At 59.6% G+C, this 23,708-nt stretch carries 26 protein-coding genes; 14 read left to right on the forward strand and 12 right to left on the reverse strand.

Annotated features, from left to right (window positions below):
* The first annotated feature begins 124 nt into the window (after positions 1-124).
* The 5 genes from ACZ9IM_RS05840 to ACZ9IM_RS05860 all read left to right on the forward strand — a co-directional run bounded on the left by ACZ9IM_RS05840 (position 125) and on the right by ACZ9IM_RS05860 (position 5,165).
* The gene (locus tag ACZ9IM_RS05840; protein WP_427625475.1) at positions 125-1,246 is read left to right on the forward strand and encodes a beta-ketoacyl-ACP synthase III; all 1,122 of its coding nucleotides are present in this window, start codon (positions 125-127) and stop codon (positions 1,244-1,246) included.
* A 232-nt stretch (positions 1,247-1,478) separates the two neighbouring features.
* Complete coding sequence (locus ACZ9IM_RS05845) at positions 1,479-2,093, forward strand: RNA polymerase sigma factor (RefSeq protein WP_007898730.1); 615 nt, start codon at positions 1,479-1,481, stop codon at positions 2,091-2,093.
* Positions 2,087-2,323, forward strand: a complete 237-nt coding sequence (locus tag ACZ9IM_RS05850; RefSeq protein ID WP_427625476.1) for an anti-sigma factor family protein — start codon at positions 2,087-2,089, stop codon at positions 2,321-2,323. The genes ACZ9IM_RS05845 and ACZ9IM_RS05850 overlap by 7 nt, the downstream gene beginning before the upstream one ends.
* Positions 2,324-2,546: 223 nt before the next feature.
* On the forward strand, positions 2,547-3,890 hold the full coding sequence (locus ACZ9IM_RS05855; protein WP_476223532.1) for an OprO/OprP family phosphate-selective porin: 1,344 nt from the start codon (positions 2,547-2,549) through the stop codon (positions 3,888-3,890).
* Between the two features lie 150 nt (positions 3,891-4,040).
* Positions 4,041-5,165, forward strand: coding sequence for a GNAT family N-acetyltransferase (locus ACZ9IM_RS05860; RefSeq protein ID WP_427625478.1), 1,125 nt, complete (start codon positions 4,041-4,043; stop codon positions 5,163-5,165).
* A 20-nt stretch (positions 5,166-5,185) separates the two neighbouring features.
* Here the strand turns inward: ACZ9IM_RS05860 and aqpZ are convergent, their stop codons facing one another.
* From aqpZ to ACZ9IM_RS05875, 3 genes are all read right to left on the reverse strand, one after another.
* Positions 5,186-5,884 (reverse strand): aquaporin Z, encoded by a 699-nt coding sequence (aqpZ, locus tag ACZ9IM_RS05865; RefSeq protein WP_008071923.1) that lies wholly within the window; start codon positions 5,882-5,884, stop codon positions 5,186-5,188.
* Between the two features lie 347 nt (positions 5,885-6,231).
* Positions 6,232-6,837 (reverse strand): pyridoxamine 5'-phosphate oxidase family protein, encoded by a 606-nt coding sequence (locus ACZ9IM_RS05870; protein WP_476223533.1) that lies wholly within the window; start codon positions 6,835-6,837, stop codon positions 6,232-6,234.
* A gap of 18 nt (positions 6,838-6,855) precedes the next feature.
* Positions 6,856-7,341, reverse strand: coding sequence for a GNAT family N-acetyltransferase (locus ACZ9IM_RS05875; RefSeq protein WP_427625480.1), 486 nt, complete (start codon positions 7,339-7,341; stop codon positions 6,856-6,858).
* Between the two features lie 141 nt (positions 7,342-7,482).
* On the opposite strand from ACZ9IM_RS05875, the gene ACZ9IM_RS05880 reads away from it, so the two are divergent.
* The 3 genes from ACZ9IM_RS05880 (at position 7,483) to ACZ9IM_RS05890 (ending at position 9,665) form a co-directional block, all read left to right on the forward strand.
* Positions 7,483-7,908, forward strand: coding sequence for a YybH family protein (locus tag ACZ9IM_RS05880; RefSeq protein WP_218398111.1), 426 nt, complete (start codon positions 7,483-7,485; stop codon positions 7,906-7,908).
* 100 nt (positions 7,909-8,008) lie between these two features.
* A complete protein-coding gene (locus ACZ9IM_RS05885) occupies positions 8,009-8,353 on the forward strand; it encodes a YciI family protein (protein ID WP_008071916.1) in 345 nt (114 codons plus the stop codon).
* A 76-nt stretch (positions 8,354-8,429) separates the two neighbouring features.
* The gene (locus ACZ9IM_RS05890; RefSeq protein WP_427625483.1) at positions 8,430-9,665 is read left to right on the forward strand and encodes an RNA polymerase sigma factor; all 1,236 of its coding nucleotides are present in this window, start codon (positions 8,430-8,432) and stop codon (positions 9,663-9,665) included.
* Between the two features lie 121 nt (positions 9,666-9,786).
* Here the strand turns inward: ACZ9IM_RS05890 and ACZ9IM_RS05895 are convergent, their stop codons facing one another.
* Complete coding sequence (locus ACZ9IM_RS05895) at positions 9,787-10,641, reverse strand: LysR family transcriptional regulator (protein WP_427625484.1); 855 nt, start codon at positions 10,639-10,641, stop codon at positions 9,787-9,789.
* 89 nt (positions 10,642-10,730) lie between these two features.
* On the opposite strand from ACZ9IM_RS05895, the gene ACZ9IM_RS05900 reads away from it, so the two are divergent.
* The gene (locus tag ACZ9IM_RS05900) at positions 10,731-11,168 is read left to right on the forward strand and encodes a multidrug/biocide efflux PACE transporter (RefSeq protein ID WP_008071909.1); all 438 of its coding nucleotides are present in this window, start codon (positions 10,731-10,733) and stop codon (positions 11,166-11,168) included.
* A 107-nt stretch (positions 11,169-11,275) separates the two neighbouring features.
* Here ACZ9IM_RS05900 and ACZ9IM_RS05905 read toward each other — a convergent pair whose 3' ends face one another.
* The gene (locus tag ACZ9IM_RS05905; RefSeq protein ID WP_427625486.1) at positions 11,276-12,298 is read right to left on the reverse strand and encodes a transporter; all 1,023 of its coding nucleotides are present in this window, start codon (positions 12,296-12,298) and stop codon (positions 11,276-11,278) included.
* Between the two features lie 272 nt (positions 12,299-12,570).
* Between ACZ9IM_RS05905 and ACZ9IM_RS05910 the strand changes: the two genes are divergently transcribed.
* Positions 12,571-14,196 (forward strand): methyl-accepting chemotaxis protein, encoded by a 1,626-nt coding sequence (locus ACZ9IM_RS05910; RefSeq protein ID WP_427625487.1) that lies wholly within the window; start codon positions 12,571-12,573, stop codon positions 14,194-14,196.
* Positions 14,197-14,282: 86 nt separating this feature from the next.
* Here the strand turns inward: ACZ9IM_RS05910 and ACZ9IM_RS05915 are convergent, their stop codons facing one another.
* Together ACZ9IM_RS05915 and ACZ9IM_RS05920 are read right to left on the reverse strand one after the other, a co-directional pair.
* Positions 14,283-15,461, reverse strand: coding sequence for a GAF domain-containing sensor histidine kinase (locus ACZ9IM_RS05915; protein WP_476223561.1), 1,179 nt, complete (start codon positions 15,459-15,461; stop codon positions 14,283-14,285).
* A gap of 159 nt (positions 15,462-15,620) precedes the next feature.
* Positions 15,621-15,926 carry a PepSY domain-containing protein gene (locus tag ACZ9IM_RS05920; protein ID WP_427625488.1) on the reverse strand — a complete coding sequence of 102 codons (306 nt, stop codon included), beginning with the start codon at positions 15,924-15,926 and terminating at the stop codon, positions 15,621-15,623.
* A 158-nt stretch (positions 15,927-16,084) separates the two neighbouring features.
* Between ACZ9IM_RS05920 and ACZ9IM_RS05925 the strand changes: the two genes are divergently transcribed.
* On the forward strand, positions 16,085-16,972 hold the full coding sequence (locus ACZ9IM_RS05925; RefSeq protein ID WP_401174247.1) for a sterol desaturase family protein: 888 nt from the start codon (positions 16,085-16,087) through the stop codon (positions 16,970-16,972).
* Between the two features lies 1 nt (position 16,973).
* On the opposite strand, the gene ACZ9IM_RS05930 is transcribed toward ACZ9IM_RS05925, so the two are convergent.
* Positions 16,974-17,657 (reverse strand): helix-turn-helix transcriptional regulator, encoded by a 684-nt coding sequence (locus ACZ9IM_RS05930; RefSeq protein ID WP_476223534.1) that lies wholly within the window; start codon positions 17,655-17,657, stop codon positions 16,974-16,976.
* Positions 17,658-18,785, reverse strand: coding sequence for a glycerophosphodiester phosphodiesterase (locus ACZ9IM_RS05935; protein WP_476223535.1), 1,128 nt, complete (start codon positions 18,783-18,785; stop codon positions 17,658-17,660).
* A 235-nt stretch (positions 18,786-19,020) separates the two neighbouring features.
* Here ACZ9IM_RS05935 and ACZ9IM_RS05940 point away from each other — a divergent pair, with 235 nt between their 5' ends.
* Complete coding sequence (locus ACZ9IM_RS05940; protein ID WP_063342812.1) at positions 19,021-19,347, forward strand: DUF2025 family protein; 327 nt, start codon at positions 19,021-19,023, stop codon at positions 19,345-19,347.
* A 107-nt stretch (positions 19,348-19,454) separates the two neighbouring features.
* Here ACZ9IM_RS05940 and ACZ9IM_RS05945 read toward each other — a convergent pair whose 3' ends face one another.
* Positions 19,455-20,153: a CTP synthase C-terminal region-related (seleno)protein gene (locus ACZ9IM_RS05945; protein WP_476223536.1), complete on the reverse strand. Its 699-nt coding sequence runs from the start codon at positions 20,151-20,153 to the stop codon at positions 19,455-19,457.
* 15 nt (positions 20,154-20,168) lie between these two features.
* On the opposite strand from ACZ9IM_RS05945, the gene ACZ9IM_RS05950 reads away from it, so the two are divergent.
* Entirely contained in the window at positions 20,169-21,110 is a 942-nt protein-coding gene (locus tag ACZ9IM_RS05950; RefSeq protein WP_476223537.1) for a LysR family transcriptional regulator, read from the forward strand.
* Between the two features lie 6 nt (positions 21,111-21,116).
* On the opposite strand, the gene ACZ9IM_RS05955 is transcribed toward ACZ9IM_RS05950, so the two are convergent.
* Both ACZ9IM_RS05955 and ACZ9IM_RS05960 read right to left on the reverse strand, forming a co-directional pair.
* On the reverse strand, positions 21,117-21,662 hold the full coding sequence (locus tag ACZ9IM_RS05955; protein ID WP_476223538.1) for a DUF1003 domain-containing protein: 546 nt from the start codon (positions 21,660-21,662) through the stop codon (positions 21,117-21,119).
* Positions 21,663-21,803: 141 nt separating this feature from the next.
* Entirely contained in the window at positions 21,804-22,412 is a 609-nt protein-coding gene (locus ACZ9IM_RS05960) for a TetR/AcrR family transcriptional regulator (protein ID WP_427625493.1), read from the reverse strand.
* A gap of 214 nt (positions 22,413-22,626) precedes the next feature.
* Between ACZ9IM_RS05960 and ACZ9IM_RS05965 the strand changes: the two genes are divergently transcribed.
* A complete protein-coding gene (locus tag ACZ9IM_RS05965) occupies positions 22,627-23,685 on the forward strand; it encodes an MBL fold metallo-hydrolase (RefSeq protein ID WP_476223539.1) in 1,059 nt (352 codons plus the stop codon).
* Positions 23,686-23,708: the final 23 nt, after the last annotated feature.

A 23,708-nucleotide genomic window follows, 5' to 3' on the forward strand; every position in this document is an offset into this window, starting at 1 on the left:
TTCACGGGCCCGGGCGGATCGGAATAAAGCGATGCCAGGTTTGCGTCCGGACCTGGAATAGACCCTTTGTGTGTTGGTACGTCGGTGCCAGCGCTTTCTGCCTGAACGGATTAGAGAAACGACCATGCATAACGTCGTCATCAGCGGCACCGGCCTGTACACCCCGGCCAACAGCATTTCCAATGAAGAGCTGGTGCAGTCTTTCAACGCTTACGTCGCGCAGTTCAACGCCGACAACGCCGAAGCCATCGCGCGCGGCGAAGTCGAGGCATTGACCGAATCCAACGCGGCGTTTATCGAAAAAGCGTCCGGCATCAAAAGCCGCTTTGTCATGGACAAGGACGGCATTCTCGATCCGCAGCGCATGGCACCACGCCTGCCAGAACGTTCCAACGACGAGTGGTCAGTGCTTTGCCAGATGGCCATCGGCGCGGCCGAACAAGCCTTGCAGCGCGCCGGAAAGACCGCCGCTGACATCGACGGCGTAATCGTCGCCTGCTCCAACCTGCAACGCGCCTATCCGGCCATCGCCATCGAAGTCCAGGAAGCGCTGGGCATTCAGGGTTTCGGTTTCGACATGAACGTCGCCTGTTCCTCGGCGACCTTCGGCATCCAGGCAGCGGCCAACAGCGTGCAACTGGGCCAGGCTCGGGCGATCCTGATGGTCAACCCTGAAGTCTGCACCGGTCACTTGAATTTCCGCGACCGCGACAGCCATTTCATCTTCGGCGACGCCGCCACGGCGGTGATCATCGAGCGTGCGGATCTCGCGACGTCCAAGTACCAGTTCGACGTGGTCAGCACCAAACTGCTGACCAAGTTCTCCAACAACATCCGCAACAACTTCGGCTTCCTCAACCGCGCTGCGGAAGAGGGCATCGGTGCCCCCGACAAGCTGTTCGTCCAGGAAGGCCGCAAGGTGTTCCGCGATGTCTGCCCGATGGTCGCCGAGCTGATCGCCACGCACCTGGAAGAAAACCAGCTCAACGTCAGCGACGTGAAGCGCTTCTGGCTGCACCAGGCCAACCTCAGCATGAACCACTTGATCGTCAAGAAGCTGCTGGGCCGCGAAGCCACCGAAGAAGAAGCCCCGGTGATTCTCGACACCTATGCCAACACCAGTTCTGCCGGTTCGGTGATTTCGTTTCACAAGTATCAGGACGATCTGGTCAGCGGTTCGCTGGCGGTACTCAGCTCGTTCGGCGCCGGCTACTCGATTGGCAGCGTGATTCTGCGCAAGCGCTGATGCTTGTGTGGTGAGTGAGCTTGTGGTGAGTGGGCTGTTGTGGCGAGGGGGCTTGCCCCCGTTCGGCTGCGAAGCAGTCGTAAACCCATTACCGCGATTTGCCTGAATGTCCGCGCTGGCTGATTTTGGGGCGGCTTCGCCACCCAACGGGGGCAAGCCCCCTCGCCACCGAGCCCCCTCGCCACAATGTTGTCTGATGCTGGAACATCGATGGTTCTGAAACGAGGTTTGCATGGCCGCAGCTGACGACACCCTATTGCTCGAACGCCTGCTGGCGGGCGAGCAGAGGGCTTTCAAGGAACTGGTCAGCACTTACCAGAGCGCCATGCGCGCGGTGGCCTATGCCATCGTCGGCAACCGACATGTCGACGAGGTGGTACAGGATGCCTGGCTGTCGGTGGTGCGCAATCTCGGCGGGTTCGAGGGGCGTTCGAGCCTCAAGACCTGGCTGCTGACCATCACCGCCAACTCGGCCAAGAGCCGCTACAAGCAAAACCGCCGGGAAGTGCTGCTCGATGACCTGCCGTCGCCTCACGGCACCCTCGATGACGATCGTTTTTCATCGACTGATGGACATTGGCTGGTGGCGCCGTACGCCTGGCATCAGGACACGCCAGAGGCCCTGTTGACCGAAAACGAGCTGCGCGAATGTCTGGAGCACACGCTGCTCAGCCTGTCGGAACTGCAAAGCAGTGTTTTGCTGTTGCGTGAGCGACAGGGGTTGGAGCTGGAGGAGATCTGTAATCTTCTGGAGATCTCGCTCTCCAATGTTCGTGTGCTGCTGCATCGGGCACGGTTGAAGGTCTTTGCGACCGTGGAGCATTTTGAGGAAACCGGCGAATGTTGACCTGCAAGGAACAAGTGGCGCGCTCCAGTGATTATCTCGATGGCCAGTTGAGTTTTCGAGAGCGACTGATGGTGCGGCATCATTTGATGTTCTGCCCTAATTGCCGGCGGTTCATTCGGCAGATGCGGTTGATGCAGGCCACCCTGAAAGTGATGCCCGAGCCGCCTGTGCCTGACCTGGATGCGCTGGCTGAGCGACTCGCCAAGGAACATTTGAAGAACAAACCGTAGTTTTTTCCGCCCGTAACATATCCCTTCAGCCGCTCTGGTTTGCGGCTTGCAGCTCATCCCTTTTCTGTTATTTCGATTCGAAGTAAAAAAGTTCCCCTGTCATAAAATCTTTATCTATCAGCAACCCGGCTGAAATACCCCGCCTCCAAGATTCCCTCCCAACACAAGCGGGCCAGACCCGCGTGTTTCCAAGCTACAGACCACCAATTAGGGGAACTCTTCGATGATCCGTAAGCACTTCGCCGGTTTTGCCGCCAGCGCATTGGCCATGGCAGTAACCGCCCAGGCTTTCGCTGGCACCGTCACCACTGACGGCGCCGATATCGTAGTCAAAACCAAGGGCGGCCTCGAAGTCGCCACCACCGATAAAGAATTCAGCTTCAAACTCGGCGGTCGCTTGCAGGCTGACTACAGCCAGTTCGATGGTGTCTACACCAAAAACGGTGATACCGCTGACGCTGCCTACATCCGTCGTGGCTTCCTGGAGCTGTCTGGTGTGCTGTACACGGATTGGGCTTACACCATCAACTACGACTTCTCCCACAACAGCGGCGATTCCGATAACGGTTACTTCGACGAAGCGTCGTTGGCCTACAACGGCTTCAAACCGGTCTCGATCAAAGTCGGTCGTTTCGACCCGGACTTCGGCCTGGAAAAAGCCACCAGCTCCAAGTGGGTCACTGCGCCAGAACGCAACATGGCGTACGACATGGTCGATTGGGCGAACAGCCACCAGAATGGTCTGGGCCTGCAAGCCTCCAGCACCTTCGCTGATTCGTTCTACGCTTCCGCCGGCGTGTTCAGCAAAGACACCGACGATACCGATGGCAACAGCGTTAAACAGGTCAACGGCCGTTTTGTCTTCGCGCCGATGCATGACGCCGGCAATGTGCTGCACTTCGGTGTGAACGTCGCGTCCCGTGATGTCTCCGACACGGCCTTCGATTCGCGTTATCGCACCCGCATGGGCATGCGTGGCGTTGAAACCCTCGGCGGCAACGATGCCGGCACCAACGGCAACCGTCCGGTGCTGGGTGGCAGTTCCACATCACCTGCCGGCTCTTATGACCGTGACGACGCTGTCGGCCTGGAAGCCGCATTCGCCATGGGCCCGGCCTCGATCCAGGGTGAATACGTCGCCCGCAAAACCAAGGCCGATGACAGCAGCCGTGAAGACATCAAAGGTCACGGTTTCTACGTTCAGGGTGCCTACACCCTCACCGGCGAAGCCCGTGGCTATAAAGTCGGCAAGTTCGACGCGATCAAGCCAGCCAACAAATCCATCGGCGCCTGGGAGCTGTTCTATCGTTACGACAGCCTGACCGTCGAAGACGACAACATCACCACCGCCAGCCTGACCCGCGATGTCGGCGATGCCGAAGCCAAGGTGCACACCCTGGGCGTCAACTGGTACGCCAACGAAGCGGTGAAAATCACTGGCGCCTACCTCAAGGCCAAGACGGACAACGTGACCAACGCCACTGCGGCCAGCGGCACGACGCCTGCCCGTCGCACCGGTGATGACAGCGGTGACGGCTTCGTGGTCCGCGCTCAATACGTGTTCTAAATTGCAGTAAACGCTGTAAGAGCTCTTTCTTCATCCGTTAAAGCTCCTCTCGTTTAACCCCGCTTCGGCGGGGTTTTTTTTTGTTTCGGGTTAGGCAATCAGATAAGCGATACTCCTCCCATCTGTAGAAAATGATGGTCGGGGATACTGATGCCGCTGCAACGTCTGGAAAGTCTGTCCGAAATCGCGCCGCACACCTGGGACGCGCTGGTACCGGAAACTCAGCCGTTTCTGCGTCATGCCTTTCTGAGCGCGCTGGAAGACAGCGCCAGCCTCGGCCCGCATTCCGGCTGGCAGCCCGAGCATCTGTTGCATGTTGAAGGCGATCGTCTGATCGCCGCGCTGCCCAGTTACCGCAAATGGCATTCCTACGGCGAGTACGTGTTCGACCATGCCTGGGCCGAAGCCTGTGAGCGTGCCGGCATCGACTACTACCCCAAGTTGTTGACGGCGGTACCGTTCAGCCCGGTCAGCGGGCCGCGATTGCTGGCGGCGACGATCGAGGACGGTTTCGAGCTCCTGCAGAGCCTGCCGGGTTACCTTGAGATCGAAGGACTCTCCAGCGCGCATATCAACTTCACCGATCCATTCACCGACGCGGCATTGGCCGAACAGCCTGGCTGGTTGCAGCGCATTGGCTGTCAGTACCACTGGCAGAATCGCGGCTATCGGGATTTTCAGGACTTCCTCGACGCCCTCAGTTCGCGCAAGCGCAAGCAAATGCGCAAGGAGCGTGAGCAAGTGGCGGGGCAGGGCATCGACTTCGAATGGCTGGAAGGACGGCAACTGGATCAGGCGCAGTGGGACTTTGTGTATGCCTGCTACGCCAATACCTACGCGGTGCGTCGGCAGGCGCCGTACCTGACGCGGGAGTTTTTCAGTCTGTTGGCCGAGCGCATGCCGGAGTCGATCCGTGTAGTGCTAGCCAAGCAAGGTTCACGACCGGTGGCCATGGCCTTCAGTCTGGTCGGTGGCGACAGCTTCTATGGCCGTTACTGGGGCTGCCTGGCGGAGTTCGATCGTTTGCACTTCGAGACCTGTTTCTATCAAGGCATGGATTACGCGATTGCCAACGGCTTTCAGCGTTTTGACGCCGGCGCTCAGGGCGAGCACAAGTTGATTCGAGGCTTTGAACCGGTGATCACCCATTCCTGGCATTACCTGCGACACCCGGGCTTGAAGGCGGCGGTGAAAGACTTCCTTGAGCGTGAGCGGGTCGGGGTCATGGGGTATGCAGAAGAAGCGAAGACTGCCTTGCCTTACCGGCAAGGCTGATCTTCGCGTTATGTCCCTTGTCAGCTGTCTTCTTTGCCCAGCCAGCGATACATCACACCGCCGATGACCGCACCCAGAATCGGCGCCAGCCAGAACAGCCACAGTTGTTGAATCGCCCAACCGCCGACAATCAGCGCCGGGCCCGTACTGCGGGCCGGGTTGACCGAGGTGTTGGTGACCGGAATCGAGATCAAGTGGATCAGGGTCAGCGCCAGGCCGATGGCGATGGGCGCCAGCCCGGCCGGGGCGCGTTTGTCGGTGGAGCCGAGAATGATCAGGATGAACATGGCGGTCATCACCAGTTCACTGACAAACCCCGCCGCCATCGAGTAGCCGCCGGGCGAGTGTTCGCCGTAGCCATTGGATGCAAGGCCGCTGGCCAGTTCGAAGCCGGGTTTGCCGCTGGCGATGAAGTACAGCAGAGCCGCTGCGATGATCCCGCCAATCACTTGGGCGATGATGTAGGCGGGCAGTTCTTTGGCAGGAAATCGTCCGCCGACCACCAGCCCGACCGAAACCGCAGGGTTGAGATGGCAGCCCGAAATGTGGCCGATAGCGAAGGCCATCGTCAGCACCGTCAAACCGAATGCCAAGGACACCCCCAGCAAACCGATCCCTACGTCTGGAAACGCCGCCGCCAGGACCGCACTGCCGCAACCCCCCAACACCAGCCAGAACGTACCTACTAATTCTGTAGCCGAACGTTTGAACAAAGACATAGCGAGTTTCCCTGTCGAGATAACACTGTCGTTGTGCATCCAGCAGATGGACTACAGAACCATCTCCAGTACCTTGGCTGAGTACAGCAGGGTTTTAATGAAATTCCAGTGACCATAAAAACCGCCGGAGCCTGTGTCTAAAGGGTTGTGGCGGTTCGCTGATCTAATGTGTGCGGGCTTATGTGGCGAGGGGGCTCGCCCCCGTTCGGCTGCGAAGCAGTCGCAAATCCGGCGTATGCGGTATGCCTGGCTGAACGAGGGGGGCAGGGTTTAGGACTGCTTCGCAGTCCAACGGGGGCAAGCCCCCTCGCCACATGAGCCCGCTCCCACAGTGGCTAGTCATCGTGTCAGTAGAGACTATCCCGCACTCTCACCGGTGCTTCCCGGTCATACGCCTCGGCATCGAACTGTCCATCGTTCAGGCGCTTGTGAAACGCCCCGGCGGTCGGCAGCGCAGAGCGTTCGAGGTGTTTGTGCGGGTTCCACAGATCCGAACGCACAATCGCTTTCGAGCAGTGGAAATACGCTGCTTGCACCGTCACCAGCATCACCGTGCGTGCCGGTTTGCCATTGACTGCAAAACTCTCCAGCAACTCGGGCTCGGCGCTGATCTGCGCCGTGCCGTTGACCCGCAGTGTCTCGCCGATCCCCGGGATGATGAACAGCAGCGATACCCGCGAATCGAGCACGACATTGCGCAGCGTGTCGATACGGTTGTTGCCCGGTCGATCCGGAATCGCCAGCGTGCGTTCATCGACGATCCGCACGAAACCCGGCGTATCGCCACGCGGCGAACCGTCCATGCCGTCGGGGCCGACCGAGCTGATTATCACCAGTGGCGAGGCGCGGACCATCGCCTGATAGTCCTCGTTCAGAAACGGGATCTGCTTGCGCACCGCACGCTCATGGGGCAGGCCGTAGATCGCTTCCAGCGCTTCGATTGAATTCAACATCGTTCATCCCTCTACGAATCAGAAAACCAGCCCCATCCGCCGTTCATAACCGATCCGGCCCTTGTACGCTTCGCCGCTGTCGACAAAGCCATATTTGGCATACAGCGCGATGGCCGACTCATTGTCCGCATCCACCGACAACTCCAGCCCTTTGATTTCCGGCCAGGCCTGGCGCGCAACCTCGGGCAGGGCTTGCAGGCAGGCTTTGCCATAGCCTTTGCCCTGGGCGCGGCGATCGACTTGCAGGGCGTGCAGGGTCGCGCTGTGTTCATTGGCCCAGGCCGGCAGCACTGGCGGGCGCTTGAGCAGCAGGAAGGCCACCGGAACATCCTCCACCAACAGGGCAAAGCCTTTGACGCCGGGGCCAGGCTTGGACAACAACGTGTGCAACGCACCATGAATGTCGCCGGAGAATTTGATTTGTTCGGCGTGGATTTCGATGGCCTCGACCTGTTGGCGCTGCAGGGCGTTCAGGCTTTCGTAAGGCACGAGTCGGGCTGTCACTGGAGTGTCCTTTTTCCAACGGAAATGAGCCTCGGATTCTAGCGAATTTGCTCCCATGGATTATTTTTATTTCGGTTGTCGATTTGGCTGTTCGCCAGACGACTAAGGGTGTCTTCAACAAAAAAACCACGGAGAACCATCATGAATGCTCGGACACAAATTCATAACCTGATCGAGAACTATCGTCAGGCGGTCATCGCCAAGGACGTGGAAAAGGTCATGGACCTGTACGCCGACGACATCGTCTCCTTCGACGCGGTCAAAGCCCTGCAATTCAAGGGCAAGGCGGCCTACCGTGCGCATTGGCAGGAATGCATGGAGATGTGCCCCGGTCCGCACATTTTCGAGTTCCACGAGATCGACATCGTGCCGTCGCAGGAGATCGCTTTCGCGCACTGGCTGGCGCATTGCGGCGGCACCAATGAGAAGGGTGAAACCCAGGCCTGCTGGATGCGCGTCACCGCGTGCTACCGCCAGGAAGCGGGGCTATGGCAAATCGTCCACGAACACTGGTCGGCACCTTTCGACATGACGAGCGGCGCGGTGCTGTTCAACCTGGAACCCTGATCGTCGGGCTGATCGTCTGGAAAGGGCGCCAAAATGCCAATCCGCAGCCATAGTTGATCCGTTCGATCAGGGCACAGTCCCCAAGAAATGGAGAGCCCCCATGAAGTATTTATGCCTGGTCTATAGCAATGAGCAGGAATTGCACTCGCTGCCCGAAAGCCCCCAGGACGCTGAGTGCATGGCCTACGCCGAATCGATCCAGGGCAGTGGGCGGATGCTCGCCGCCGAAGCGCTGGAGTCGGTACAGACCGCGACCACCGTGCGCATGCGCAACGGCAAGATGTCGATCACCGATGGCCCGTTCGCTGAAACCAAGGAGCAGTTGGCCGGTTTCTACCTGATTGATGCCAAGGACCTCAATGAAGCCCTCCAGGTCGCCGGCAACATCCCGGCGGCCCGGGTCGGCTGTGTCGAGGTGCGGCCCGTTCGCCAGCTCAATCCCTGAATAACCAGCACAACAGGAGTTCTTTCATGAGTCTGCCACCCCTGCAACGAATGCCCGTCGAAGGTATGCCGTACTGATGTCCGGCGAGTCGGTACAGGCGCGAGTCGAGCAGGTCTACCGCGAAGATTCGCGGCGGATTCTGGCGACTCTGATCCGTCTGCTCGGCGATTTCGACCTCGCCGAAGAAGCGCTGCACGAGGCGTTCTTCGTCGCGGTCGAACGCTGGCAGCGTGACGGTGTGCCGGACAACCCGCGTACCTGGCTGGTGTCCACCGGGCGTTTCAAGGCCATCGATGTGTTGCGTCGGCGCGCGCGTTTTAATGCGTCCCGGCCGATGTTGATCGCTCAACTGGAAGAGCTGGAGCAGGCTGACTGGAGTGATGAAGATGTGGAAGACGATCGCTTGCGGCTGATCTTCACCTGTTGTCACCCGGCACTGGCGGCGGATGCTCAAGTGCCGTTGACCCTGCGTGAAGTCTGCGACCTGACCACCGAAGAAATCGCCCGGGCCTTTCTCTCGGCGCCGGCCACCATCGCCCAACGCATCGTGCGGGCCAAGGCGAAGATTCGTGACGCGAAAATCCCTTATCAGGTGCCCACCCTGACGGAACTGCCTGAACGTCTCGACAGCGTGCTGCGGGTGATTTACCTGGTGTTCAACGAAGGCTACTCGGCGTCTATCGGCAACGAATTGACCCGCGAAGACCTGACGCGTGAAGCGATTCGTCTCGGTCGGTTGTTGATGGAATTGCTACCCGAACCGGAGGTGATGGGGCTGCTGGCGCTGATGCTGTTGCATGAGTCCCGGCGCCCGGCCAGGACCTCATCGAGCGGTGAACTGATTGTGCTGGATGAACAGGATCGCTCGTTGTGGGACGCCGAACTGATTGCCGAAGGCTGTGCACTGGTGGAACGGGCGCTGACAACGCGGCGCTTCGGGCCATATTGCCTGCAAGCGGCGATTGCGGCGGTGCACGCCGAAGCACCGACGGCGGCGGAGACGGACTGGCCGCAGATTGTCGGTCTGTATGACGTGCTGCTGCGGGCCGTGCCATCACCGGTGATCGAACTCAACCGCGCGGCGGCGCTGGCCAAGCGCGATGGCCCGCAGGCCGGGTTGATGTTGATCGAAGGGATTCTGGCGCGGGGCGAATTGCTGGATTACCACCTGGCGCATTCGGCGCGGGCAGAGTTTTACCGGCAGTTGGGGAGGGTGGAAGAGGCGCGAGCGGCGTATGAGCGGGCGCTGGAATTGACGCAGCAGGTGCCGGAGCGGCGGTTTATTGAGGGGCGGCTGCGGGCGTTGGAGTGATGTGATTTCACCGGCCCCATCGCGAGCAGGCTCGCTCCCACAGTGGATCGATGATGTATGCAAAGTTTGTGTCCGACACAGAACCCATGTGGGAGCGAGCCTGCTCGCGATGGCAGCACCGCTATTCCAGCATCTTGCCAAGCAACCAACTCCCCGCCGGCCCCGGCGGGTGCAGCCGTGACCACAGCGCATCGACGCACACCGGTTTCGGCCAGCCGCGCACATTCAGCTCCACCAGCGAGCCGGCCCCGAACCGCCCCACCAACCACCGAGGCAACGGTGCCCAGCCGAACCCGCCCTGGGCCATTTCCAGCAGCATCAGGTAACTTGGTGCCGACCAGACGCGCCCCTTCGCCCGGCTTTCATACGGATTGACGATTGTCGCCAGACGCAGCTCACGGTGCTGTTGCAGCACGTCTTGATCGATTGCGTTCAGCTTCGCCAACGGGTGAGCGTGGGACACGAACAGGGCGATTTCCGTGCGCTCGTCCACCGTCGAACTGACCAGATCCGGTGGATAGCTGTCCTGCATCTCTGCGAAGGCGACATGCGCTCGACCGCGTTGCACCAGTGCCACCAGGTCATCGCATTCGGCGATCAGACATTCCAATTCCAGGTCTGGATAGCGCTGCTCAAAAGCACTGAGCGCCGCTTCAAAACGGTCGGACTGGTAAGTGTCGGAAATCGCCACGGTCAGCTTCGGCTCGACACCTTGGGACAGTTGGCTGGCGGTCATTTCCAGGCGGCTGGTGGCGGCCAGAATCTCCTCGGCCCGCTGCAACATGACGTGCCCGGCCGGGGTGAGGCTCGGCTTGCGACTGCTGCGGTCGAAGAGGACAAGGTTCAGGTCGATTTCCAGGCTGGCCACGGCGGCGCTGATGGTTGACTGGCTGCGACCGAGCTTGCGCGCCGCGGCGGAAAACGAACCTTGAGTCGCCGCCTGGACAAACGCCAGCAGCACTTCGTGGGAAGCCATGAACTATCGCCCTGATCGATGGTTATTGGTTATGAAGTATCGGTGTGATCACGGATCATGGCAACCATAGTCACTCAGGGAGTCTGGCCATGAACGCCAACAAATCCATCACTGAACGAATTTTCCAGGCCATCGGTTTCGAACTGCTGGCGATATTGATCTGTACCCCGCTGCTGGCCTGGATCATGGACAAACCCATGCTGGAAATGGGTGCGGTCACCATGGCCATTGCAGCCCTTGCGCTGGCCTGGAACGTGGTCTTCAACGGCCTGTTCGACCGGTTGCTCAAACGCTTTGCGATTGTGCGTAACGCTTGGGTGCGTGTGGTGCATGCGCTGTTGTTCGAAGGCGGTCTGGTCGCGTTCGGCGTGCCGTTGATTGCCTGGTGGCTGAAGGTCAGCCTGTGGCAGGCGTTCCTGCTGGACATCGGCGTGCTGTTGTTTTTCCTGCCCTACACCTACGTGTACCACTGGGGTTACGACGTGGTGCGTGAGCGGTTTTTGGTGCGCAGGGCTTGCGAGGTTTAAAAGCAAAGATCGCAGCCTTCGGCAGCTCCTACATTGATTGAGTACAACCATAATCACGGATGTACCCAATCGGCGTAGGAGCTGCCGAAGGCTGCGATCTTTCGATCTTAATAATCCTGCCGCTTGCGAAACGCCCAGCGCCCGGCAATCAGGGTAAACGTCGCGACCAGCGCCACCAGAATCCAGAACCCCTCCGGATCACCGGAAAGCGGCACGCCGCCGACGTTCATGCCGAAGAAGCCGGCAATGATGTTGATCGGCAGCGCCAGCACCGTGACCACGGTCAGGGTGAACAGCGTGCGGTTGCTCTGTTCGTTGAGGTTGGCGGCGATTTCTTCCTGCAACAGCTTGATCCGTTCACCGAGGGCCGTGAGGTCGTTGATGATCAGCGCAAACTCCTCGGTGGACTTGCGCAGCTCCTTGACGTCCTCCTTCTGCAACCATTGCGGTGGGCGATTGAGCAGGCGCAGCAACGAGCCCGGCTCCAGCGCCAGCAACCGTTGCAAGCGCACCAGCACCCGGCGGTTGGCGCCCAGTTCAGCGCGGTTGGTCGACAGGCGCGAAGACAACAACTCATCTTCGATCTGATCGACGCTGAGGCTGGTTTTGCGCACGATCTGCGTCAGCACTTCGCCCTGATCGCGCAGCAAATGCACCAGCAGCTCCAGCGGTGAGCGAAAGCATTCACCGGCCTTCACCGACGAACGCAGCTTGTCCACCGAGTGCAGCGGTTGCAGGCGTGCGCTGACGATCAGCCGACTGCGAGCGCAGACCCACAGCGTCGAGACATCCGAGGAAACCATGCTGCTGAGGTTGAACACCACGTCGTTGACCACCGCCAGCAACGCCGAATCGACATGCTCGATGCGCGTCGAGCGAGAACCTTCGTGCAGTGCTTCGAAAAATTCATCGGGCAATGCCAGATGACTTTTCATCCAGCGCTCGCAGGCGGCATGGGCCAGATTCAGGTGCAGCCAGAGGAATTCGTCGCTGTCCTCAGGTTGGTGCAGGCGGTGCAGAGCCTTGGCCGAGTCGATCTCCCGGCCGCGTTCACCAGGGCGAAAACTGAAACCGTAAAGCAGGCCGAACAGGTCGGAATCGCGATGGCGCTGGTCGATGCTGTGGTTCATGAGGTCTCGCTGCGAGGAAGCGCCTGTCGCGGGTTTCACAGGTTCACTTGAGCCTCATCATCGCAACGTACCTTGAAGGTTTTGTGACAGTTGGAGGGCGCCGCAAATCCGGCCTCCTACCGATGGTCGGAAGGGCTCAAGAAAGGCTCTGGCCCGCCGATGACGCTGATGTCGATCTTCCGATTCTGGTGGTGAACCAGCGTCGCTGACAGGGATGTCCAGACTTGCGCGCCACTTGGGCGTGCCTTATCCCTGTCATGAGATATCACTCGATGTTTTTGCAAAAATCCCTGAGAGCGCAAATCCTCGCCCTGTTGAGCGGCAGCCTGTTGGCGATGTTGCTGATCGCTTTGGCTTGCTTTCACTTCCTGTCCAATGGCGTTCAGAACTACGCGAACCTGATTGAAGGTCCGTTGCACACGTCGCAATTGATCGATGAAGCCAACCTGCAATTCAAGGTGCAGGTTCAGGAGTGGAAGAACGTTCTGCTGCGCGGCAAGGAACCTGCGAACCTGGACAAATACTGGAAGCAGTTCGAGAACGGTCAGCGCGACGTACAGGGCATCCTGAGTGAGCTGGCCGGGCAGAAGGGCATCGAGCCGCAACTCAAGACCCGCATCGAACGCCTGCGTGAAGAGCATCGTGCATTAGGCGCGGCCTATCAGAAGGGCCGTGATGCCTACGTGGCGGCCGGTGCCGACCCAGTGGCCGGCGACAATGCGGTCAAAGGCGTGGACCGTGCCGCCAGCGAACAGATGAATGAACTGGTCAGCGAACTGCGCAAGCAGAGCATCGAGCAATCGAAGCTGATCAGTGCCAGCGCCGATCAGACGGTGTTGCTGGGGCTCGTGGTGATGCTGGTGTCGGGTCTGCTGATTGGCTTGTTGAGCCTGTGGCTGGTCAACCGCAACCTGGTGGAGCCGATCCGCAAACTGATCGACTACGTGGCGCAGCTCAGCCAAGGGCGCTTCGCCGAGCGCGTGGCCAGCACCCGTCAGGACGAGTTGGGCAACCTCGCCAAGGCCGCCAACACCTTGCGCGATTTCCTCGCCGAAACCTTCAGCCGTTTGCAGCGCAGTGCGACGGATCTGGACAGCGCCAGCGGCGAGTTGAACTCGATTGCCGGCCTCATGGCCAGCGGCACCAACGAGCAATTCAACCGCACCGATCAGGTGGCCACGGCGATGAACGAAATGTCCGCCACCGCGCAAGAAGTCGCGCGCCACGCAGCCGACGCGGCACGTGCGGCCGATGACGCCGACCAGTCCGCCCAGCAGGGCGAAAAAGTCATGCAGGGCACCATTCACACCATCACCCAAATGCGCGGCGAAATCGCCAACACCGCCACGGTCATCCGTCGTCTGGAAGCCGACAGCGGGCGCATCGGTAAAGTGCTGGAAGTGATTCGCGGCATCGCCGAACAGACCAACCTGCTGGCGCTCAACGCCGCAATCGAAGCGGCCCGTGCCGGTGAAGCCGGGCGTGGTTTTGCGGTGGTCGCCGATGAAGTACGCAGCCTGGCCCAGCGCACGGCGGCGTCGATCATCGAGATCAACCAGATCATTCAAACCGTGCAAACCGGCGCAGTGGACGCGGCCCAGGCTATCGAAAGCGGTCAGTCGCGCAGCGAAGAAAGCGTCGAGCAAGTGACCCAGGCCGGCGCCATGCTCGAGCGCATCACCCATGCCGTGGAGGCCATTCGCGACATGAACCGCCAGATCGCCACCGCCGCTGAAGAGCAGACTTCAGTGGCCGAAGACATTTCGCGCAACCTCACCGAAATCACCTGCATCGCCAGTACCAACCTGGACAACGTGCAGCGCACCGAAGCGGCCAGCCACAATCTGCATGGCTTGTCGGGGCAGTTGAATGAAGTGACGGCGCGGTTGAGCGCCTAGTGAAATGGGCTGTGTATCGGTTCGGTTACCGAGTCGGTACACAGTCACTCTCAAGTTCGTGCCGCGCCCGTCGATGACGGATTTGCTTAAGCCCGTGAGGGCAAGCTGAAGGTGAACGTCGTGCCCTGTTGCTCGGTCGATAGCACCTCCAGTTTCCCGTCATGGGACTGCGCAATCTGACTGGCAATGTACAACCCCAACCCGAGGCCGACCTGCGGTGTGCCGCCGGCTGGTTTCGAGTAGGGCAGGAACAGATGCGGCAGCGCATCTTCGGCAATCAGCCCCTGGTTCTTCACGCTCAACACAAAGTGTCCATCTTCGACCTGCGCACTGACCTCGACCGGGTCATCGGGAGTTCCGTGGACAACGGCGTTCGCCACCAGATTGGATAGCAATTGCGCCACCCGTTCGCGATCGCAATGGATGTTGCTCAGGTCGCCAATCGACGATTGAATGATGCGTTTAGGGTGAATGCTCTGGATCTCGGAAATCACATGCCGCAATGCATCCGCCAGATCCGGGCATGGCTCGATATGTACGGGGATGCCTCGGCCCAGTGCCCCCCGGGCAAAATCCAGCACATCGTCCACCAGTTTGATTGCCCGTCGGGCGCTGGTGAGGATGTGTCGGGCGCGCTGCTCATTCGCGGGGTCGGAAAGTTTACGCAGGAGCATTTCGGCACCGGCGCTGATGGCGAACAAGGGGTTTCGCAGGTCATGGCCGAGCACGGCGATGAATTGTTCGCGCAGTTCGGCGGTTTGGCGTTCCTTGATCAGCGCCGCTTCGGTCTGTTGCAGGGCTTCTTCGGCCTCGATCTGCAGCGCGAGCATCCGGGCGAACGATTCCATGGTGCTCTGGATCGTGCTGGACTTGAGCGGCACCGGATTGGGATCAAGGGCACAAATGGTGCCGAAAAAGCGTCCGTCAGTGCGCAAAATCGGGACGGCAATGTAGCTTTCGAATTGATAGGTCTGAGGCGTGTGGTGATCGCGGTAGAGCGGATCTTCGCTGGCCTTGTCGATCACCACCGAGTGGTGGCCCTGGCGAATTTCGTTGCACAGGGTGGACACCAGGTCCAACTCATCGCCCACCTTCAAACCGAAATCCAGTCGATCAAGCACCGCGCAGGCGGTCCAGGAGCCTTCGGTAACACGGGCTACCGCGGCGAATCGCAAACCGGTCAACTCACTGATCACCCGGAGAATCGCCGGCACCGCGCTGATTCGGCCAATTGTGGCGATGTCTGCTGCCGCTGTTTGCCCCATATCCTTGGTTCTCTGCTTCAACATGCCGAATGGTTTTGTGGGATTCTAGCGGGCTTGTGTGAATTGTCGCGACTTCGTTCGTCGCTTCAGCGAACGGCCTGAACCGAACGCAAAAAAGCCGCACGACCCTAAAGTCGTGCGGCTTTTTTTGCAGTTGAATCATTTGTCTTGTTTGTTGCTCAGAACCTTGCCGGTAGTGGCATCGAAGTCCACATCCCACTCGGTGCCGTCAGCCTTGCGCAGTTCAACTTCATATTCGTAACCGTTGAAGTGGTTATCCAGGTCGGTGTCGGTAATCGTGGCACCCGGGTGCAACTTCAAGGCAGCCTGGTTCAGTTCTTCCAGGGGTTTGATCTTGCCACTCTTGACCAACTCGGGGATCTGGTCGACACGAACGTCAGCCTGGGCCAGGCCAGCGGTGAGGGTCAGGGCAGCAGCGGTGAACAGGGCAGTTAAAGTTTTCATGAAGTTCTTTCCTTGGGTGAACTGTTTAAGTGGGATCAGGTTAGCTCGCGCAACTTAATTCACCCTTAAAAAACGTTTCGGGCTTCGATTGCGCCGTTTGTTCAATTCCGTCATCCCGACAATCTTTCATGCTGCGACCTCGATCAATGGAGGTGGTGATGAAATACATCTTTGCGCGGATCTATGCCCCAGCGTTCTGGGGCGGATTTATTGGGGCCAGCCTTTGGCTAACGGGAGTTGCCGGGTTAAGAGAGGGGTGGCTGTTGCCGCTGTTTCTCGCAGCCCTGGCCCTGTCGTTTCTGGCCGAATGGGCTTTACCCTATGAGGTGTGCTGGAATCGCTCGGTCGGTGATCGCGCTCGTGACATCGTTCACGGGTTGGTCAACGAGGCGTTGAATGCTCTCGGTTTGCTGGCGTTACCGGGCCTGGTGGCGCTGCTGTCGTTCGATGGGGCATGGCCAAGGGGGTGGCCGCTGTGGTTGCAACTGGCGCTGGCGATTTTCATCGCCGACGCCGGTCTCAGCCTGATGCACTACGCCAGCCACCGCGTGCAGTGGTTGTGGCGTCTGCATGCGGTGCATCACAGCGTTCAACGGCTATACGGCTTCAATGGCTTGATGAAACATCCGTTGCATCAACTGCTGGAAGCCTCTGCGGGGCTGTTGCCGTTGTTGCTGCTGGGCATCCCGCTGGACGTGGCGGCACTGCTGGCATTTGCCATCGCCATCCAGTTGCTGCTGCAACATTCCAATGTCGATATGCAGCTGGGGTACTTGCGCTGGATATTCGCCTGGGCGCCGGTGCATCGCTTTCATCACATGAAATATGGACGGGCCGGCGACGTGAATTTCGCCTTGTTCTTCAACCTGTGGGACTGGCTTCTGGGGACCGGGTTTTACACGGCGGATTATGAAATCCGTCAGGGCGACCTGGGCATCGGCAGCCGACCAGACTTCCCTCGGGACTACGTAGCGCAACTGCTGGACCCGTTCGGGCCGGTGTCGTTGAGCAAAGAACCCGCGGTACCTGAGCCGTTGCGGCGCTGAATCAAGCCAGTAGACGCAGATCGATGTGTTGCAACGCTTGGCGAGCGGTCACGCCGAAGAGCTTTTTCAGACTCCGGGAGAAGTGCGCAGAATCGGCAAACCCGGCCTCGTGCGCGGCGTCAGTCACGGCGCTGCCGGCCAGGATCAGCACCATCGACAGCCGCAGTCGCCGCCATAGCACCAGCCTGCGCACAGGCAGGCCCAGGTGGCTGGCGAACAGCCGTTGTAATTGACTTAAGGACAGGTGTGCCTCGGCAGCCAATGCACTTGCCGGCACCTTGGTCGTCAGCAACCCGTCGAGGGTGGACAAGGCGCGCTCGATCCGAGGATCGCCAAGGGATCGGCGTGGACAATGGCGAACGGCGTGGTCGAGGCCTTCAAGGGACAATGCGGCCTTGAAGACGACGTTGTTCAGCGCCTGGTTGTCGAACATCAGTGGTTCTGCATAGACCGTGAACACCGCATCCGGTGCCTCGACAATGGAGTGGCAGATTTGAGAGGGGATGAATAGGCGATGGGCCGTTTGGTTCACGCCGTCGAGATTGACGGTGACCGGTCGATCAGGGGCCAGGATCAGTTGATGGGCGTAATGGGCATGGGGCGCAGTGCGCCCCAGCTTTCCGTGGATCAGACCATAATCACGCCCTAACCACAGGTGGCCTGTCCACTCGGTATTTTGCGTCACTCAGTAACCGTTGTTCTGCAACAACTGCGCAACACTCGCCGCCGCCGGACGCTTATAGAACTTCAGCAGTTCGCTGGCGCGGTTGGTGAAGATGCCATCGACCCCGGCATCCGCCACTTTCTGATAATCCACCGCATCGTCGATGGTGTAGACGTGCACCAACAGGCCCTGATCGTGGGTGTACTGATTCATCCACGGTTTCACCAGATCCGAGTAGCTCTGATCGCCACCCTTGGTCAGTGCGGCCGAAGGGCCGGTACCGATAGCGCCTTGGGCCTTGGCGTACTCGACCCATTGCTGGAATTCGGCTTTGTCTTTTGGCTCCTGTTTGGCGTAGTAACTCGCTTTATCCTTGTCACCGGATTCGGCGAACGTCACTTTGGATTTCGGCTCGATGCTGCCTTCGCCCACCCACAACAGCAGGATTTTCGGCACTTGCGGCATTTCCTTCTCAAGCAGTTCGAGGCTGCTCTTCTCGAAGGTTTGCAACACCACCTTGCCTTTACCCTGGCCGACTGCCAGTTCGCTCTTCGCCAGTTTCGAACCGACCGGGCTCAGCCAGGCGCGATCCTGGAGTTTCTCCTTGAGGTCGCGCTCGATGCCGGGAAACTGCTTGGGCTCTTTGGTTTCGATGTACAGGCCCGGCTTGTGCAGCGGGTTGCCCTGGGCGATATCGATGATTTCGTCCAGGGTCAGGATCTTCAGACCCGCGTAGCCCGGACGCGCGCGATCCGGGTAAGCGCGGTTGAACCAGCTGCCGGCATCCAGGGTTTTGAGTTCGGCAATAGTGAACTCGTTGGCCAGGCTGTCCTTGCGCTCAGGGAACTTGGTGGCGACATCCGTGGTGCGTTGCAGGTTGTTGTCGTGCAGGGCGAACAGCACGCCATCCTTGCTGCGTTGCAGGTCCAATTCCAGGTAATCGGCACCCAGATCACGGGCCAGTTTGTAGGCCGCAGCGGTGGATTCCGGTGCATCGAAAGACGCGCCGCGGTGGGCGATCACCGCCGGGTGCGGAATGCCCAGACGGGTCGCCAGCGCGGTGGGGCCTGGTTCGTTGGTGGCCTGTGCCTGGCCGAGGCCGAGCATCAGGCTCAGCAGCAAGGCGCTCTTGGTGAAGTTAACAGGCATGCTCGAAGTCCTTTTGCGATGGGTTTTCAAAGACGTATCTTTTAACAACTGAGCGCCGCTTGCGCTATCGCCAGACCGACATAAACGTGTTTAAAGGAGTTTTTTCAGCGCATTTGTGCGGTTCTTTGCAGTACTCTTGGCCCCGGCAATTTCCCCGGCAGAGGGAAACCCGTTCGCTTGCCCTGCGTGTAAACCATCGATCACCGGTCCTTTGCGACCTTTTGTGAGGTTTATCATGCGCATCACTTCCCAGCTCATTTGCCAGGCCGCCGACCAACTCAAAGGCTTCGTCGGCCTCAATCGCAAGACCGGCCAGTACATCGTGCGCTTCAGCGAAGACTCGTTCGGCATGGACGTGGCTGATGACGGCATCATCCCCACCAGTGAATTCGTCTGGGCTCCTGGCCCCGAGCAGACCATGACGCTCAAGCGAGAACTGATCCAGTTGCTGCTGGACCAGAACATCGATGACCGGATCAACATCACCGAACCGTTGCGGGTGTATATGAATCGGCGGGAAGTGCCGCAGATTTCGGCGGTGAGGAGTTTGGTGCGGGGGTGAGTATTGCGATGACTTGGCTGGCCCTATCGCGAGCCTGCTCGCGATGGCGGCCTAAAGCACGCCGCAATTATTACTGCTCAAACAGATACGCCCGCTGGACATGATTTCTACCTCGCACAAGCCTCGATCAACGCGCGAACCAACGGCGGCAGATGGCCCTTGAGCGCGGCGCGTTCCGGTTGGAACAACGTCGCGACGAAGAACGGATGATCTTTTAGCTCCACCGCCCGCAGCCCTCCCGTTGAATCGTGGCCCACCGCGTGCAACTGTTGTTTCAGCAGCTCCCGTTCAAACTCGGGATTCACACCATAACGGCAGCGATATCCCTCGCGAATTTCAGCGTTTTCGTACGCCTTGGCGATCAACGAGCCTTCAACCAAATGAATGCTGTCGACGGCTTCCACCAGCGAACAGGTCAGCGGCGTGAGTAACGCCCGCGTCGCGTCGGGCGAGGTCTCGCCGTGTTCGGCGTCGCTCCAGCCCAGAACGTTACGGGCGAATTCGAGTACTGCGTGCTGAAAACCGCCGCAAGTGCCGAGGAAAGGTCGCTGCTGCTCGCGGGCAAAACGGATCGCCCGCAATGCGCCGTCCATGTCGCGATAAGGGCTGGCGGGCACGCACCAGAAACCATCGAAGCCATCCAGTGGCGTCTCGGCGTTGATGCGGTCGGTGGCCAACCATTGAAACTGTATGTCTTGGCCTGAGTGTTCGGCGGCCATGCCGAGGGCGACGGGAATGGCTTGGTGGGCGGTGACCTGTGGGTCGTAATCGCCGATCAGGGCGATGCGGATGGCGCTGGTTTCCATGAGTGATCTCGACGCTTGTTGATTCCTGGCACCCACTATAGATTGGCGTTCACGCAATCAATATTGGCGTTATCCCAAGTGATCAATGCACCGACGCACTATCGACTGGACTACCCGGACCTGTCCCTGATCCTCGCCCTGGTGCGCGGCGGCTCTCTGGCCCGGGCGTCGGCGTTGTTGAAGGTCGACGTGTCGACGGTGTTTCGCGCCGTCCGCCGACTGGAAGCCGCGTTGGGTCAGCAACTGTTCGAGAAGAGCCGCGCCGGTTACCTGCCGACCACGCTGGCGCAGGCCCTGGCCGAGCAGGCTGAACGCGCCGAACAAGCGCTGGAGGCGGCGCGCATTGGCGTGGAGCAGGGCGGTGAAGTCATCAGCGGCACTGTGCGCCTGACGTGCACCGATTCAGTCCTGCAAAGTTTGTTGTTGCCGGCGCTGGCGCGGTTCATGCCGTCCTATCCGGCGCTGACCATTGAACTCTGCACCTCCAACGACTTCGCCAATCTCAGCCGTCGCGACGCCGACATCGCCTTGCGCTTGACCCGCACACCGCCCGAACATTTGGTGGGTCGGCGGTTGGCGGATATTTCCTACCGGGTCTGTGCCAGCGCGGCCTATCTGCAATCAGTCGATTCCCACGACCTGGCTGCATTGACCTGGATCGCCCCGGACGACTTCTTGCCCGATCACCCCACCGTCGCCTGGCGGCGTCAGCAGTTGCCTGGCGTGACGCCTGGTTATCGCTGTAACAGCATGTTGTCAGTGACCGAGTTAGTGCGGGCCGGGCTGGGTGTCGCGGCGTTGCCAGACTTCCTCATCGGTGACGGACTGCAACCGTTGACCGAGCCCTTGCACGGTTACGACACGGCCCTGTGGCTGCTGACTCGCCCAGACTGCCGCGCATTGCGCTCGGTGGTGACGTTGTTCGATGAGTTGGGGCGCGCGCTGAAGTTGCCTTGAGTCGGATCACGCCTTCGGTGGCTCTTTGCCTACGAAGTGTTGATGCATTTCCGACGTCAGACTTTCGATACGCTCGGTCAGGGTTTTGGTGATTTCGGTAAGCCGGGTGTTTTGCTCCAGCAGTTCCAACAGTTGCGCGGTGTGTCGCGCGGCCTGGGCCTGACGATCGCTGTTGGCCACGGCCAAGGCTTCACGATGTCGCGCATCGGCGTCTGAGTGGGCCTTGTCCCGCGCCGCCTGGCGCGTCTGGGCCAGCAGAATCAGCGGCGCGGCATAGGCCGCTTGCAGGCTGAACGCCAGGTTAAGCAGGATGAACGGGTACACATCGAAATCGGTCACGCCGGACAGGTTCAGACAAATCCAGACCACCACAATCAGGGTTTGGGCGCCGAGAAAAGTCGGCGTGCCGAAGAATCGCGCAAAGGCCTCGGCGCGCAGGGCAAAACGGTCGGTACCGAAAGTAGGTGCCAGATGAGCGTGAGGGCGATGGAAGCGCAGGTGATCGACGGGGCCAGTGGGTTCGGTTTCGATTTCGCGGGTCGGGGTGCTCATGGTGCTCTCTGCATGGCCGCTGGGACTGAGGCTCACTATAGACCCAGCGCCAGTTTCATTCTGAAACACATTTCGGTGTTTCTACTCAGAGCGACCTGTCAGCGATAACGCGGCGGACATTGTCATTTTTTGCAACCCGATTCAGAGCTGATAACAGGCCAGGAACATGTCTAGGGCCGACTCCACAACGGTGTGCTGCATCTCGGGCGACAAGCCTGGCTGGCCCATGGAGATCTGCGGCCAGAACGCAAAGGACTTGAGCAATCCCTGGACCTGTTGTGCGGCGAATTCGGGTGCGACCGGTTTCAATCGGCCATCGGCCTGAGCGGCGCGAATCCATACAGTCACTCCTTCTTCGCGTTCACCCATTCGGGCAACCATGTTCTGCGCGCGCTCGGGAGAATGGATGGTGGCGGCGATCGCCACTCGCGCCAGGTCGAGAAAATTGTCATCGGCCAGCATCTGCAATTTCGCCTGCAACATCCGACGCAGCTGGTCGCGCAGGGGCAGGTCAGGGCGGTAGGCGGTTTCCTGTTCGGCCGTTACCCGCGCCCACAGTTGATTGAGGATTTCGGCGAACAACTCTTCCTTGCTCGGGAAGTGGTTGTACACGGTGCGCTTCGACACGCCAGCGGTGGCGGCGATCTTGTCCATGCTGGTGATGTCGAAACCATTGGCACGGAATTCAGCAATCGCCGCCTGGATGATGGCTTCGCGTTTACGGTCGGTGAGGCGTTGTGGAGCTGTCATAAATACGCTTAGGCAGAAAGAAGTGGAGAACTACACTTGGCAGTTTACTTGTGAACGGCTTTGATGCAACCTTGAAACTACACTGTGCAGTGTAATGTTTTGTTAATCCTGACCAGTAAAAAATAGAATCTACGGCTGATGCGTGCGTGCTTTGGCCATCTATCGTCCCCAAGGGGAAAATTGCGAACTGCGGTTTTCCTGGAGTCATTCAGTCATGGCCACTTTAACTTCTCCAGCGGATAACGCCTCAACGCCTGAAGCTTCACGACAGGCGCAAGGGCAGTATCGAAATCATGTACCGTTGAAGCGCGAAGGCTTTCGCAAAACCTTGCGCATCCTGTGGAACTTCATCTTCCACAAACCGCGCGACACCCGGCCGTCCGCCCCCGTCCCGGTGCAAACCCTGACCCAGGCAGCGCTGATCGCTGCGCCCAACCACAGCGTCTATCGCCTTGGTCATTCCACTGTACTGCTGAAACTGCGAGACAAATTCTGGATCACCGACCCGGTCTTCGCCGAGCGCGCCTCTCCGGTGCAATGGGCCGGCCCGAAGCGTTTCCATCAGCCGCCGATCAGCCTCGAAAATTTGCCGCCGATTGAAGCGGTGATCCTGTCTCACGATCACTACGACCACCTCGATTATCAGGCCGTGCTCAAACTGGCGGACAAAACGCAATACTTCCTCACCCCGCTGGGTGTGGGCGACACCCTGATCAAATGGGGAATCGATGCCAGCAAAGTGCGCCAACTGGATTGGTGGCAGAGCACCGAGGTCGATGGCCTTCAATTCGTCGCCACCCCTTCGCAGCACTTTTCCGGTCGTGGCCTGTTCGACGGTAACAGCACCCTTTGGGCGTCGTGGGTGATGATCGACGGCGACACGCGGATCTTCTTCAGTGGCGACAGCGGCTACTTCGACGGCTTCAAACGCATTGGCGAACAGTATGGCCCGTTCGACCTCACGCTCATGGAAACCGGCGCCTACAACGTCGAGTGGCCGCATGTTCACATGCAGCCCGAGCAAACCCTGCAAGCGCACATCGACCTTAAAGGGCGCTGGTTGCTGCCGATCCACAACGGCACCTTCGACCTGTCGATGCACGCCTGGTACGAACCCTTCGACCGCATTTTGGCATTGGCCTGGGAGCGGAACGTGTCGATCACCACGCCGCAGATGGGCGAAGCATTCAACGTGATGTATCCGCAACGGGGTAGTGCGTGGTGGTTTGGGCTGGAAGGTGAAAGCAATCAGGCGGCGCCTCAGAACGCTTGATGTTGTGCTGTCGGGCCGCTTGC

It is taken from the genome of Pseudomonas sp. TE12508, assembly GCF_056279485.1.